Origin of the sequence: Mucilaginibacter polytrichastri (assembly GCF_001911425.1) — a bacterium.
Taxonomy (GTDB): Bacteria; Bacteroidota; Bacteroidia; order Sphingobacteriales; family Sphingobacteriaceae; genus Mucilaginibacter; species Mucilaginibacter polytrichastri.
In genome coordinates this window covers 4,249,701-4,262,899 of sequence record NZ_MPPL01000001.1, presented here as the reverse complement: position 1 = coordinate 4,262,899, position 13,199 = coordinate 4,249,701, and the positions used below count along the sequence as shown (strand labels likewise).

The following is a 13,199-nucleotide window of genomic DNA, read 5'->3' as shown; positions in this document are numbered from 1 at the left end:
AATTTGCAGGCATGGGCGAGTACAATCTTCAGGTAAGTATCGATCAGGATTCAGGGTTTTGTTTCGGGGTGGTTTATGCCATTGATATGGCCGAAGAAATACTCGAAGAGCAGGGCTATTTATATTGCCTGGGCGATATTGTACATAACGATGAAGAGGTAGAACGCCTGAAAGCCAAAGGCCTGCGTATTATCGACCATGAAGAACTGAAGGGTCTGCATAACGAAAAAGTATTGATCCGCGCACACGGCGAAGCTCCAGACACTTATCGTACCGCGCTCGAAAATAATATTATGCTGATAGATGCATCCTGCCCGGTGGTTTTAAAACTACAGCACAGGATCAAAACTTCGCACGATGCTAAAGAAAATATCCTCATTTTCGGTAAGCACGGCCACGCAGAAGTGATAGGCCTGCAAGGCCAAACAAATGGTGATGCCCTGGTATTTCAGGACATAGCCGAACTGGATAATGCCGAGCTGCCGCAACAAATTACGCTATACAGCCAAACCACCAAAAGCACCGATAAATTTTACGCCATAAAAAACGAACTGATTAATCGGGGTTACGAGGTAAAAGCAAACGATACCATTTGTCGCCAGGTATCAAACCGGGATAAAGACCTGCATAATTTTGTGGTTAACTTTAATAAGATTGTGTTTGTATCGGGCAAAAAGTCATCTAACGGCAAGGTGTTATTTGAGGTTTGCAAAAAGTATAATCCTAACACTTACTTTATTTCTTCGGCAAGCGAGCTTACTGCCGATATGTTTATGCCGGGTGATACCATTGGCATTGCCGGGGCAACATCAACTCCCATGTGGCTGATGCTGGATGTGAAGGCCGCGCTGGAAGTGTTTTAATGCATGACCTCTAAAGAGGAATAAAACACAATTTGCAAAATTTTATGTTGGATGAGTGATGTCTTTAATAGAGCAAAAACATATTAACTCAGTTACTTCTACTCCTTCTTCAGGGGGCTGGGGGGCCGGAGCTTTCTTTGCTGTCCTCATTATAGGCGGCTGGGCTTTATCTACCATTTTATTAATGCAATGGCATTTTAGCTTTACCAATCCTTTAGTATATATTTTTGTTCTGGTCCAAATGCATTTGTATACCGGGCTATTTATTACGGCACATGATGCCATGCACGGTACGGTATCAGCAAACAAAACAATTAACAATGCGGCAGGCTTTATAGCAACCTTTGTTTATGCCGCTTTTTGGTATCCAAAATTATATACCAAGCATCACCAGCATCATCAGCATGTACATACCGAGGAAGATCCCGACTATCATCAGGGTGGTTTTTTCAGCTGGTATACCCGGTTTATCCGTAACTATTTATCCATATGGCAGGTGGTTTGGATGGCTGTGCTTTTTAATATTCTAAAGATCTGGATTTCGCAGCCCAACCTTTTGCTGTTTTGGGTGGCACCATCTTTACTAAGTACTTTGCAGCTGTTTTATTTCGGTACTTATCAGCCGCATAAAGGCGAGCACGATAACGTTTATCATTCGCGCACGCAGAAGCGGAACCATGTAGTGGCATTTTTATCCTGCTACTTTTTCGGTTATCATTATGAGCATCATGCCTCGCCGGGCACACCCTGGTGGCGGTTGTGGAAAGCCCCCCTGCCCCCTAAAGGGGGAGTATAGCGGTATCGGTTTTGAAAATATGATTTGCGTCATCTGCCGGAGTATTACAAATAGTTGACAAAAAATATTCGATATTTGCGGTACTGAATTATGTCGAAAAAAGGAATATTATTAGTCAATTTAGGTACACCGGATAGTCCGCAAACACCAGATGTACGCAAGTATTTAAACGAGTTTTTGATGGATGGAAGGGTTATTGACATTAACCCGGTGCTGCGTACCTTTTTAGTAAGGGGCATCATTGCACCTTTCCGCAGCCCTAAATCGGCTAAATTGTACCAGGAGATCTGGTCGGAAGAGAATGGCTCGCCATTGTTATACTATAGCATTATTCAACAGAAATTATTGCAAGAACGTTTGGGCGATGAATACCAGGTAGAACTGGCGATGCGTTACCAAACCCCATCTATAGAAGAAGCTTTAGTGAGGCTGAAAGATAACCTGGTAGAAAATATCCGGGTGATCCCCATGTTTCCGCAATACGCTTCGGCAAGTACGGGTTCTGTAATGGATAAAGTGATGGGCCTGGTGCGCAGCTGGCAAACCATCCCAAATATTTCCTTTGTCAACTCGTTCCATAGCGAGCCTTCTATGATTAAGGCCTTTGCAGAAAACGGCAAAAAGCATGGGGTAGAAAATTTTGATCACGTATTGTTCAGCTTCCACGGTTTGCCGCAACGCCAGCTCATTAAGTGCGACCACACCGGCAAGCATTGCTTAAAGGTGGATGGCTGCTGCAATACCCTTACGGATGTAAACAAATTCTGCTATTCGGCACAATCGCATGATACGGCGCGCTTAATAGCCGAAGAATTAGGCATACCGAAAGAAAAATATACCATCTGTTTTCAATCGCGCCTGGGTAACGACCCATGGGTGAAGCCTTATACCAGTGAGATAGTTGCCGATTTGGCTAAGCAAGGTAAAAAGCGCATGCTGGTATTTTGCCCTGCCTTTGTAGCCGATTGCCTGGAAACCGTTTACGAGGTATCTGAAGAATATAACGAAGAATTTAAAGCCCTCGGCGGTGAGCACATTCAACTGGTAGAAAGCCTGAACGACAACCCACTGTTTATTGATACGCTGGAAGGTTTAGCGAAGGGAAATTAAGCGGAAATTCTTTTTCATTAAGAATACCTCAGCATACAATGTCATTAAGTTAGGACTTCATACCCCGTTAGGGGTTACCTGTTTATAGTAATTTGTTATAAACAGATTGTGCGCCGTAGGTGGTGCCCTTGTAATAGGCCTATTTAAGGGTAACCTCTACGAGGTATAAAACATTTTTACGTGTTTCTATAAACAGGCAGCTCCTACGGAGCATCCTCATTTCCTTAACTAATAGTATTGCGGCTGGCAGGCCGAAAAATGCTTACCCGATAGCCTCCAAAATATTCTCTGTAGCGCCGGTATTTTGCTGCACAAAAGCTGTGATCTTCTTCGAGGCAAAATCGCGATACTCAGCATCATTCATCAGTAAGTCAGATGCTTCTGTTAACTGCTCTGCATCGCTAATGCTGATTCCTGCTTTCAATTCAACAATGTCCCTGGCTTCTTTAAAAGCCAAATAATTTGGGCCGAAAATTACCGGTAAGCCAAAAGCTGCGGCTTCCAATGTGTTGTGTATGCCCCTGCCGAATCCACCGCCTATGTAAGCTACTTCACCATATTGATAAAGGGAGGAGAGCATGCCGATGTTATCGATAACTAATATTCGGGTGCCTATTATTGGTTGTGTGTTATTTTTGAGCTGCGAGTAGCGAATCGTGCCTTCATATGGTAACAAATTCAGCAGCTTTGCAATTCTTTCTTCACCAATTTCATGTGGGGCGAATATCCATTTCCAGTCGGGGTGTTTGCTAATCAGTATGCTTAGCAATTCTTCATCCTCGGGCCAGGTACTGCCTGCTATTAATATTTTTTGCTTGTTCTTAAATTCGGCTATTAAAGGCAGTGTTTTCGGGTTTGATGCATTGGCCCATACCCGGTCGAAACGGGTATCGCCGCTCACGGTGGCGGTGGTAATATTAATGGATTTTAACAAATTTACCGAGGCCTGATCCTGCACAAAAAAGTGGGTAACCATTTGCAGCATATTGCGGTGCAGGCTGCCGTACCATTTAAAAAATACCTGTTTTGGCCTGAATATGCCCGACACAATATAGAGCGGAATTTGTTGCTGTTGTAATTCATTGAAATAATGATACCAATATTCGTACTTGGTAAAAATGGCCTTTTGGGGTTTAATAGTATTTATAAAGAGGCGGGCATTGGCAGCGGTATCTAAAGGGAGGTAGTAAACGGCATCGGCCAAGGGCGTATTTTTCCTGATCTCGTAACCGGATGGCGAAAAAAAGGTAACCACAATTTTGATGCCGGCATCTTTAATTTTTAAGGCTTCCAGCACCGGCCGCCCCTGTTCAAACTCGCCAAGTGAGGCAAAATGGAACCAGGTACAATCATCTGTTGCGCTGATTTGCTGACGCCTGCGGCCATTGATCCATAGTTTAGCCTTGGCGTTAAAAAATGAAGCTATGTAAACAGCTAAAAAGTAAAGTCGTATGCCAATATTATATAAAAACACCATTAAAAAATGAAATTCATTATATTCGTCCGGAGGTAAAAATAGGGGTTTTAGTTCATAGTCGGGAGCCTATAGTTCATAGTTCATGGATCATAGCCGAAAACAGGGAAGGATGAGCTACTATGAACCATGAACTATTGTCTATGACCTTCAATTAACAAATCGACAAATTAATAAATAATGAGCAAAATACTAGTTACCGGAGGCTTGGGCTTCATAGGGTCGCATACTGTTGTTGAATTGGTAAACGCAGGTTACGAACCGATTATAGTTGATGATCTGTCGAACTCTAATATCAAAATATTAGATCAGTTGACTACCATTTTAGGCTTCAAGCCGGTTTTTCACCAGCTTGACCTATGCGATGAAGCCGCCGTGATCAATATGGCAACCGCTATTCCTGATCTGTCGGGCATTATTCATTTTGCTGCCTTTAAGGCCGTGGGCGAATCTGTTAAGTTGCCTTTGAAATACTATCGCAACAACTTTTACTCATTAATTAACCTGTTGAATGCTTATTACAGCAAGCCGTTAAACTTTGTATTCTCATCCAGCTGTACCGTATATGGCCAGCCGGATCAATTGCCTGTGACGGAAGATGCGCCTGTAAAACCGGCACAATCTCCTTACGGTAACACCAAACAAATTGCCGAAGAAATACTGACCGATATGGTGGCTTCGGGTACCAATTATAAAGTGATCTCATTACGTTATTTTAATCCGGTGGGTGCGCACGAATCTGCCTTAATTGGCGAATTACCAATTGGCGTGCCGCAAAATCTGGTGCCATTTATTACCCAAACAGCTATTGGCAAACGCGAAAAAGTAACCGTATTTGGCGATAAATATAATACACCTGATGGCAGCGCCGTTAGAGATTATATCCACGTGGTTGATTTGGCCAAGGCACATGTTATTGCCTTAAAACTAATGGAGAAAGATAGCTACAAAGGCTACGATGTATTTAACCTGGGCACCGGTAACGGCAGTTCTGTTTTAGAAGTGATCCATGCCTTTGAAAAAGCAACAGATGTGAAACTGGCTTATGAAATTGGCCCCGCGCGTGAGGGTGATGTAGAGCAGGTTTGGGGCGATGTAAACAAGTCTGCCAATGTGCTGGGATGGCGTGCCGAGCTAAGCCTGGATACGATGATGGCATCTGCCTGGGCATGGGAAAAGTATCTGAACCAAAACCCATTATAATACGTATTACTAATAACATGAAAAAAATTATCATCACCGGTGGGGCAGGTTTTATCGGTTCGCACGTAGTGCGCCGCTTTGTTAAAAACCACCCCGAATACCATATCATCAACCTCGATAAATTAACTTATGCCGGTAACCTGGCTAACTTAAAGGATATTGAGAACGAACCTAATTACAGTTTTGTTAAGGGTGATATTGTTGATGCAGCCTTTATCCAGAACTTGTTTGACGAGGTACAGCCCTATGCAGTGATCCATCTGGCAGCCGAGTCGCACGTAGACCGTTCTATCATTAACCCCCTGGAGTTTGTGATGACCAATGTAATTGGTACGGTTAACCTGTTAAATGCAGCACGCCACGTGTGGAAAGACGAATACGATCAGCACCGTTTTTACCATGTATCAACCGATGAGGTTTACGGTACATTAGGCGAAACCGGTATGTTTACCGAGACTACCGCTTATGATCCGCATTCGCCATACTCTGCTTCAAAGGCTGGGTCAGATCATTTTGTGCGTGCTTATCATGATACTTATGGTATGGATGTAGTGATCTCTAACTGCTCAAATAACTACGGCTCATTCCACTTTCCGGAGAAACTGATTCCGTTGGCCATCCATAACATTAAGCAAAATAAAGCGGTGCCGGTTTACGGTAAAGGCGAAAACATCCGCGATTGGTTATGGGTTGAAGACCATGCCCGTGCAATAGAACTAATTTTCCACGAAGCTAAAGCCGGCGCTACTTATAATATTGGCGGCCATAACGAGTGGAAAAATATCGACCTAATCCATACCCTATGCGCAATTTTAGATAAAAAACTGGGCAGGCCAGAAGGCGAATCCGCCAAGCTGATCACTTTTGTAACCGACCGTGCAGGGCACGATCTGCGTTATGCCATTGATGCCACCAAATTGAAAAACGAACTGGGCTGGACACCGAGTGTGACTTTTGAGGAAGGCCTGGAGAAAACAGTAGATTGGTTTTTAGAAAACGAAGAGTGGCTTAATGATGTAACAACTGGTAACTACCAGCAATATTATCAAAGCCAGTACGCAAACAGATAAGTATGTTCGGGCTTTTTAAGCGGAAAAAGAAAGATGCCGATATCCCGGTTGTTGGGTTTAATTACGACAGCATAGCAGTTGATATGCACTCGCATGTACTGCCAGGTATAGATGATGGCGCACAAACGGTAGAAGAATCTATCGTACTTATCCAAAAAATGATGGATCTGGGCATAAAGAAAATTATTGCCACGCCACACGTTATGGCCGATTTATACAAGAATACGCCGGAAACAATTAACGCCTCACTCAATTTGTTGAAGGCTAAATTGAGTGAAGAACGTATAGATATCGACATTAGCGCTGCTGCCGAACATATGTATGATGAGCTGTTTGAAAAACGGATTGACGAAGGGACGTTAATAACGATGGGCGATAATTACGTTTTATTTGAGCTGTCGTTTGTAAGCAAGCCGCCAGCCATTATTGATATTATTAAAAAAATGCGGGCAAATGGTTACCGGCCTATCCTGGCCCACCCCGAACGATACCCTTATTTAACCATGAAGGAATATATAGAGATGAGGGAATGGGGAAGCTTGCTGCAGTTAAATACCAATTCAATTGTTGGCTATTATGGCCAGAGCTGTAAGCAAACTGCACAAGAGCTGATAGATGCGCAGTTAATTGATTTTATATCGAGCGATATGCATCATCCGCGCCACGCAGCGGCATTTGAAGATACGTTAAGAGAACCTTATTTAAAAAAGCTGCTGTTTGACCAGCAGCCTTTAAAAAACAATTTGTTATTATAGTTAATAGTTAAGCTTCAGTATTTATTATTCGTAGCGCAGGGCTTCAACAGGGTCGAGTTTCGACGCTTTTTTTGCCGGATAATACCCCGAACCCAAGCCAATACCGGTACAAATTAACAGGGCTACAAACAGCCACATCCAGGGTACTACAAAGTGCCCGCTAATTTGTATGGCTATCAGGTTGCCTACACCCATACCTAGTATAATACCGCCTATGCAGCCAATAAGGCATATTACAATGGCTTCAATTAAAAATTGCTTGCGTATAATGGATGGTGTTGCGCCAATGGCTTTGCGTACGCCAATTTCGCGGGTACGCTCGGTTACCGATACCAGCATAATGTTCATTAAGCCAATAGCTGCGCCAAGCAGGGTTATAATACCCACAGCAAAACCGGCAAGCTGTATCCCCGCAAGCTGACCAGCCAATTGCTGCTGGACCGAGTCGCTCCGGGTAATTTCAAAATTGTTATCCTTATCAACAGTTAAACCACGGATATTGCGGAATGCCGAAGTGGCTTCGCCGGTTGTGGCTTCAAGCGCGCCCGGTGTATTTACCATTACACTTATGGTAAATGATGGGTTGGTGCTGGTGGTTATTTGCTTGGCCTTAAATACCGGGATAATGCAGATCTTATCGCCACCAAGGCCTGCGCTTGATCCTTTGGTTTGCAATAACCCAATAACCCTGAATTTATTGGCACCTATCAGCATCAACTTGTTGATGGGGCTTTCTGCCTTAAATAAACGTTTGCGGATATCGTCGCCAATAATTACAACGTTGGTACCATGCTCTAATTCTGACGATGAAAAATTACGACCCGCAGCCAGTTTATAACCGCCGGTTAGTAAGTAATTTTCATCGGCACCCAAAATTACGGTATTAGGGTTCGTTTTAAGATCGCCGTATTTTGCTGTTGCAGCTTGTGATGCATAGGTATTGATGGAGATCTGGACTGGTAAGTTAAAATTTTTCTTAAACCTTTCGGCCTCATCATAGCGTATGGCCTTGTAGTATTTACGGTGCCCGCCATCGCCAAAGCTAATGCCCGAGCCCCGGTTACGGATAGTGAACGAATTGGCCCCCATGCTGGAGAAAGCCTCATTTGTCCACTGGCTAATGCCCTCAATAGCGGTTAAAATGCCAACCAGCGCCATAATACCAATGGCAATAATTAAGGCGGTAAGGGAGGTGCGCAGCCTGTTGCCACTAATGGATTGCAGGGCTATAGCCACATTCTCTTTAAAGCTGGTTTGTACAGGCATGCTATAAAATTATGAATTTATACGGGGGTTAGACCACCGGCCTGTATGCATTGTTACAGTACTTTATCAGTTATGTAAATAAATTTGTTGGGTAAGGTAATAATAGGGGTAAAACAGGTGGTGCAATACCAGGTTTTTAGGATCTTCCGCAAAAATTTTACTGTAATTATTATCGGGCACTAAAATAACCGGCGTGCCGCAACGCACGTAATTGTTGGTTTGTGCATAGTCAGGTTCTGCCAGCTGTGGCATCTCTTTTTTAATAAAACTATATACCTTGTGCCCCAGGTATTTCTCATAGTTTTTCTGCGCTTTGTACGATGGCTTTTTAAGCTGGTTATAAACATGATTTAAATAAAGCCGTACAAAAAACTTTTGCTTGCCCACAATGGTACTTACGTCTTTAAATGGGTTTACCGCATTGAAATCGCTAAGGGTTTGTACCGAGAAGGGAGTTTCGGGTACCCAGTCTAAAATATTAACCACAGCCAATCCCCAGCCGCCGCGGGTAAGGTATTCGTAATCGTAAGCGTAATAGGTATTGCCGGGTTTAGGTGGTGCGCTGCAATAGGTTTTAAAGGTAATATCGGCAGGTATAACTTTTTGGTCCTGCAAATCGGCAATGTAAGAGCGCAACAAATAGGCAATAGCCCCACCCTGGCTATGCCCGAAAATGATAAAGCTTTTAATGTGTTGCTCGGCGTATAGTTTATTAATTTGCGGTACAATGGTTTTAGATAGGTAGGCCATGCCTAATAACCAGCCTACATGCACGGCGGCTTTAGGGTTTTGCGCCAAATGATAATTAAAGGTGGTGCTATCATTAATATGTAGTTGCCCGGTGGCCGGCACCATAGCGGCATAAAAGTTTTCCATCCAGCTGCTTGGCGCTACGGTTGTGCCGCGTATAACTATGGCGGCTGTTTCGCCGTAGGTAAATAAATCCCAGCGGTTTTGCAGCGGGCCGATAGGTGAATGGTATATCTGTTTAAAACGAAGTGGTAATGGAGTTTTATCTTTCTTTAAAGCAGTATCGCTCTGTTGTTTTGAGGCGCGAAGCATCTCTAAATATTCCTGTGGGTCGAAGCCGGGTTTTAATTGGGCAAAGGTGCCGGTATTTATCAGGATAAAAAGAACAAAACTGAACAGGGTTTTCATATGGATATTATAGCAATGGCTTAGTAAATTTGTTTTCGAACGATAATATAAATATATTTAGATCTAACCTAATCACATTTTTCAATTATGAAAAAGCTGACCTTATTATTTACAATTGCTTGGTTTGGTATTTTAACCACCGCTTTGGCGCAACAGTCAAATTCAAAAGCAACCGCACAACCTGGCCGGTTTCATCCGCCTGATGAAAATACGATAGTTAAAGATTCAAGTGGTACTGTATACCCTTATGTGGTTTGGCGAAAGCTACTCACGTCTGGCGATTATAACATGAGGTCGTACAATATTAAGCCCGATTCGATGATATATATTATAAGCCAACGATCGGAGCAGGAAAAGGATGCGATGATGGTAGCAATGCCCAAGCCGGCTGAGAGTAAGCAGTTTGTAATTGGCAGCGTTTTTAATCCTTTCAAAGAAAAAGACATGGCCGGCGAAAAGCTTGATCTAAAAAAGATGCCGGGTAAGGTTATAGTACTCAACTTTTGGTTTATCGGTTGCCCGCCATGTCGTGCAGAAATCCCGGACCTTAATAAGTTGGTTGACCATTATAAAGACAACCCCAATGTAGTATTTGTGGCTGTTGCTTTAGATGAGGCTTATGATTTGAAAGACTTTCTAAAAACCACTCCGTTTAAATATCATGTAATAGACAATGGCAGGTATATAGCAGGGAAATACGGAGTGCGGTTGTATCCTACCAACGCGATAATTGACAAGGACGAAAAAGTGGCTTACTCCAGCGAAGGCGGGCACATGAATAATGTATATTGGATGCGAAAAACTATAGATGCAGCGTTGGCAGCAACAGAAAAAACAACAGCAGCGCAATAGTTAATTACGCTGCTGTTGTCCAGATCAAAAAAGGAATGACCTTTATACCGAAAATGATGTTCCGCAACCGCAAGTGCTGGCAGCATTTGGGTTATTAAAGGTAAAGCCACGGGCGTTTAAGCCATCCTGAAAATCAATTTGCATGCCGGCCAGGTACATGCCATGTGCCTTGTGCATATAAACTTTAACGTCATTAATCATATAGATCTGGTCGCCGTCTTTCAGTTGGTCAAAGCCAAGTATATAATTCATACCGGCACAACCACCACCTTCAACACCAATGCGCAGGCCAAAATCGTCATTCAGCTCTTGCTGGTATTTTAATTTTTTTATCTCTTTTATAGCACCATCGGTAAAAGTAACAGGCGCCACTAAGGTTTCAACAACAGTACTCATCTTATATTTTTATTTAGCTATACAAATATAAGCTAAAATGCAGATTTTTGTTGCAGTAACCTTTTATTTGACCGTTACCTAACATTTTACATTTACACATGATTTCAATCAATTACCTGCTGGATATTTTGAAGTACCTTATTGCGGGCTTAGGTGTTGTGGGCGTTGCCTTTGTTTTAATTAAGCCGTACATCCAAAGGGCCGAGCGTATCCAGATTCTCGAGATAAAGAAATCAATCAGTAACCAAACCCTGCCACTGCGTTTGCAGGCTTATGAGCGCATGGTTTTGTTGATAGAACGTGTTAATCCATCTAACCTGCTGGTGCGCATTAATGCCCCGGCTTATACCCCGCAAGAGCTGCATGTTATTGTCTTGAATGAGATCAGTACCGAGTATCAGCACAACATCAGCCAGCAAATTTATGTGAGTAACGAAGCCTGGCAGGTGGTTAAAAAGGTAAAAGAAGATACCATAAACCTGTTTAACAACGTAATACGCACCCTGCCCGAAAATGCAACAGGGATGGATGTAAGCAGGTTAATGCTGACCCACTTAAATCAACTGGAAACAGACCCGTACGATATTGCCACTGCTATGATTAAAAAAGACCTGGACTTTATATTCTAAATTATGGCGGAGAAAAGGGTCACCTCATCGGGTATAGAAATTAAACCTGTATATAAAGCAGAGGGGGGCGAAGTACCCGGCGAGTTTCCATACACCAGGGGCGTACAGCCCGATATGTATCGCGGTAAATTGTGGACCATGCGGCAATATGCCGGTTTCTCTACCGCCGAAGAATCTAACAAGCGTTATCATTACCTGCTGCAACAAGGCACCACAGGTTTGTCGGTAGCGTTCGACCTGCCAACCCAGATCGGTTACGATTCGGATCATGAGCTATCCGAAGGGGAAGTTGGTAAAGTTGGCGTAGCTATTGACTCGTTAATGGATATCGAGATTTTGTTTGAGGGCATTACCCTGCAAAACATTACCACCTCCATGACTATTAATGCCACCGCCAGTATTTTGCTGGCTATGTATATTGCCCTGGCCAAAAAGCAAGGGGCAGATCTGAAGCAGTTATCCGGCACTATACAGAATGACATTTTAAAGGAGTACGCCGCGCGCGGTACCTATATCTATCCGCCCGCGCCATCCATGCGATTAATTACCGATGTTTTTGCTTATTGCAGTACAGAGGTACCCAAATGGAACACCATATCTATCTCGGGTTACCATATCCGCGAAGCGGGCTCAACCGCCGTGCAAGAGCTGGCTTTTACACTGGCTAATGGCAAAGCTTATTTGCAAGCCGCACAAAGCAAAGGCCTCGATATTAATGTATTTGCCAAACGGTTATCATTCTTTTTTAACTGCCATAATAATTTTTTCGAAGAGATTGCCAAGTTTAGGGCAGCCCGGCGTATGTGGGCGCATATAACTAAAGGTCTCGGTGCAACAGATGCATCGGCGCAAAAGCTGCGGTTTCATACACAAACCGGTGGGTCAACTTTAACGGCGCAGCAACCTTTAAATAATATAGTGAGGGTGAGCAACCAGGCCATGGCAGCTGTGCTGGGCGGTACGCAATCGTTGCATACTAATGGTTATGACGAGGCCTTGTCGCTGCCTACCGAAGAGGCCGCTAAAATAGCGTTGCGCACCCAGCAGATCATTGCTTTTGAAAGCGGCGTTACCGATACGGTCGATCCCCTGGCTGGGTCTTACTTTGTAGAATCACTTACCGATGAAATTGAAGCTGCCGCGCAGATCTACATAGACAAGATAGATGCCATGGGTGGGTCTGTAAAAGCCATTGAGCAGGATTACATGCAGCGTGAAATTGCTGCATCAGCCTATCAGTATCAAAAGGATATAGAAAGTAATGAGCGGGTACTGGTTGGTGTAAACCGGTTTACGGAAGAAGCCGTTCACTTAAAGGATGTATTTAGGGTTGATGACTCCATTCGGACACATCAGGTAGAAAAACTGAAACATTTAAAAGCACAGCGCGTTAAAAGTGAAGTTGTTCTTTTATTAGAACAACTAAAGGTAGCAGCCGCAGGAGATGAGAATTTGATGCCCTATATATTACGGGCAGTTGAAGCTTACGCCACCCTGGGTGAGATAGCAGATGTGCTGCGAAGTGTGTTTGGCGAGTATTAATTAGTGTGTTTTGTCGGCCTGCTGACAGCACCTAAATCGACTGAAAAAATATAATAACCGCCATTGCAGGCACTTGTAAATTTAG

Annotated in this window: 13 protein-coding genes; 9 read left to right on the top strand and 4 right to left on the bottom strand. The window is 43.4% G+C overall.

Features of this window, described 5'->3' with window-relative positions; translation table 11 throughout:
• The first annotated feature begins 11 nt into the window (after nt 1-11).
• The 3 genes from RG47T_RS18220 to hemH all read left to right on the top strand — a co-directional run bounded on the left by RG47T_RS18220 (nt 12) and on the right by hemH (nt 2,769).
• On the top strand, nt 12-863 hold the full coding sequence (locus tag RG47T_RS18220) for a 4-hydroxy-3-methylbut-2-enyl diphosphate reductase (RefSeq protein ID WP_074490889.1): 852 nt from the start codon (nt 12-14) through the stop codon (nt 861-863).
• A gap of 58 nt (nt 864-921) precedes the next feature.
• A complete protein-coding gene (locus RG47T_RS18215) occupies nt 922-1,659 on the top strand; it encodes a fatty acid desaturase (RefSeq protein ID WP_083627455.1) in 738 nt (245 codons plus the stop codon).
• Nucleotides 1,660-1,749: 90 nt separating this feature from the next.
• Complete coding sequence (gene hemH, locus RG47T_RS18210; RefSeq protein ID WP_074490888.1) at nt 1,750-2,769, top strand: ferrochelatase; 1,020 nt, start codon at nt 1,750-1,752, stop codon at nt 2,767-2,769.
• Nucleotides 2,770-3,031: 262 nt separating this feature from the next.
• Here the strand turns inward: hemH and RG47T_RS18205 are convergent, their stop codons facing one another.
• On the bottom strand, nt 3,032-4,246 hold the full coding sequence (locus RG47T_RS18205; protein ID WP_074490887.1) for a 3-deoxy-D-manno-octulosonic acid transferase: 1,215 nt from the start codon (nt 4,244-4,246) through the stop codon (nt 3,032-3,034).
• A 177-nt stretch (nt 4,247-4,423) separates the two neighbouring features.
• On the opposite strand from RG47T_RS18205, the gene galE reads away from it, so the two are divergent.
• Genes galE through RG47T_RS18190 form a run of 3 tightly spaced genes read left to right on the top strand, consistent with a single transcriptional unit; the run spans nt 4,424 to nt 7,271 of the window.
• Nucleotides 4,424-5,446 carry a UDP-glucose 4-epimerase GalE gene (gene galE / locus RG47T_RS18200; RefSeq protein ID WP_074490886.1) on the top strand — a complete coding sequence of 341 codons (1,023 nt, stop codon included), beginning with the start codon at nt 4,424-4,426 and terminating at the stop codon, nt 5,444-5,446.
• A gap of 17 nt (nt 5,447-5,463) precedes the next feature.
• Nucleotides 5,464-6,516, top strand: coding sequence for a dTDP-glucose 4,6-dehydratase (gene rfbB, locus RG47T_RS18195; protein WP_074490885.1), 1,053 nt, complete (start codon nt 5,464-5,466; stop codon nt 6,514-6,516).
• Between the two features lie 2 nt (nt 6,517-6,518).
• Nucleotides 6,519-7,271: a tyrosine-protein phosphatase gene (locus RG47T_RS18190; RefSeq protein ID WP_074490884.1), complete on the top strand. Its 753-nt coding sequence runs from the start codon at nt 6,519-6,521 to the stop codon at nt 7,269-7,271.
• Nucleotides 7,272-7,295: 24 nt separating this feature from the next.
• Here RG47T_RS18190 and RG47T_RS18185 read toward each other — a convergent pair whose 3' ends face one another.
• Both RG47T_RS18185 and RG47T_RS18180 read right to left on the bottom strand, forming a co-directional pair.
• A complete protein-coding gene (locus RG47T_RS18185) occupies nt 7,296-8,537 on the bottom strand; it encodes an ABC transporter permease (protein ID WP_074490883.1) in 1,242 nt (413 codons plus the stop codon).
• Between the two features lie 66 nt (nt 8,538-8,603).
• Nucleotides 8,604-9,695 (bottom strand): lipase family protein, encoded by a 1,092-nt coding sequence (locus RG47T_RS18180; protein ID WP_074490882.1) that lies wholly within the window; start codon nt 9,693-9,695, stop codon nt 8,604-8,606.
• A gap of 87 nt (nt 9,696-9,782) precedes the next feature.
• On the opposite strand from RG47T_RS18180, the gene RG47T_RS18175 reads away from it, so the two are divergent.
• Nucleotides 9,783-10,547 carry a TlpA family protein disulfide reductase gene (locus tag RG47T_RS18175; RefSeq protein WP_074490881.1) on the top strand — a complete coding sequence of 255 codons (765 nt, stop codon included), beginning with the start codon at nt 9,783-9,785 and terminating at the stop codon, nt 10,545-10,547.
• Nucleotides 10,548-10,589: 42 nt separating this feature from the next.
• On the opposite strand, the gene RG47T_RS18170 is transcribed toward RG47T_RS18175, so the two are convergent.
• Entirely contained in the window at nt 10,590-10,943 is a 354-nt protein-coding gene (locus RG47T_RS18170) for a HesB/IscA family protein (RefSeq protein WP_074490880.1), read from the bottom strand.
• A 98-nt stretch (nt 10,944-11,041) separates the two neighbouring features.
• On the opposite strand from RG47T_RS18170, the gene RG47T_RS18165 reads away from it, so the two are divergent.
• Nucleotides 11,042-11,572, top strand: a complete 531-nt coding sequence (locus tag RG47T_RS18165; protein WP_074490879.1) for a DUF7935 family protein — start codon at nt 11,042-11,044, stop codon at nt 11,570-11,572.
• Nucleotides 11,573-11,575: 3 nt separating this feature from the next.
• Entirely contained in the window at nt 11,576-13,114 is a 1,539-nt protein-coding gene (locus RG47T_RS18160; protein ID WP_074490878.1) for an acyl-CoA mutase large subunit family protein, read from the top strand.
• The last annotated feature ends 85 nt before the right edge of the window (nt 13,115-13,199 follow it).

Bases quoted from the DNA above. Each gene is read 5' to 3' on its own strand.
- RG47T_RS18170 (WP_074490880.1), bottom strand. From the start codon at position 10,943: ATGAGTACTGTTGTTGAAACCTTAGTGGCGCCTGTTACTTTTACCGAT.
- RG47T_RS18190 (WP_074490884.1), top strand. From the start codon at position 6,519: ATGTTCGGGCTTTTTAAGCGGAAAAAGAAAGATGCCGATATCCCGGTT.
- RG47T_RS18220 (WP_074490889.1), top strand. From the start codon at position 12: ATGGGCGAGTACAATCTTCAGGTAAGTATCGATCAGGATTCAGGGTTT.
- RG47T_RS18165 (WP_074490879.1), top strand. From the start codon at position 11,042: ATGATTTCAATCAATTACCTGCTGGATATTTTGAAGTACCTTATTGCG.
- RG47T_RS18205 (WP_074490887.1), bottom strand. From the start codon at position 4,246: ATGGTGTTTTTATATAATATTGGCATACGACTTTACTTTTTAGCTGTT.
- rfbB (WP_074490885.1), top strand. From the start codon at position 5,464: ATGAAAAAAATTATCATCACCGGTGGGGCAGGTTTTATCGGTTCGCAC.
- RG47T_RS18185 (WP_074490883.1), bottom strand. From the start codon at position 8,537: ATGCCTGTACAAACCAGCTTTAAAGAGAATGTGGCTATAGCCCTGCAA.
- hemH (WP_074490888.1), top strand. From the start codon at position 1,750: ATGTCGAAAAAAGGAATATTATTAGTCAATTTAGGTACACCGGATAGT.
- RG47T_RS18175 (WP_074490881.1), top strand. From the start codon at position 9,783: ATGAAAAAGCTGACCTTATTATTTACAATTGCTTGGTTTGGTATTTTA.
- RG47T_RS18215 (WP_083627455.1), top strand. From the start codon at position 922: ATGTCTTTAATAGAGCAAAAACATATTAACTCAGTTACTTCTACTCCT.
- galE (WP_074490886.1), top strand. From the start codon at position 4,424: ATGAGCAAAATACTAGTTACCGGAGGCTTGGGCTTCATAGGGTCGCAT.
- RG47T_RS18180 (WP_074490882.1), bottom strand. From the start codon at position 9,695: ATGAAAACCCTGTTCAGTTTTGTTCTTTTTATCCTGATAAATACCGGC.
- RG47T_RS18160 (WP_074490878.1), top strand. From the start codon at position 11,576: ATGGCGGAGAAAAGGGTCACCTCATCGGGTATAGAAATTAAACCTGTA.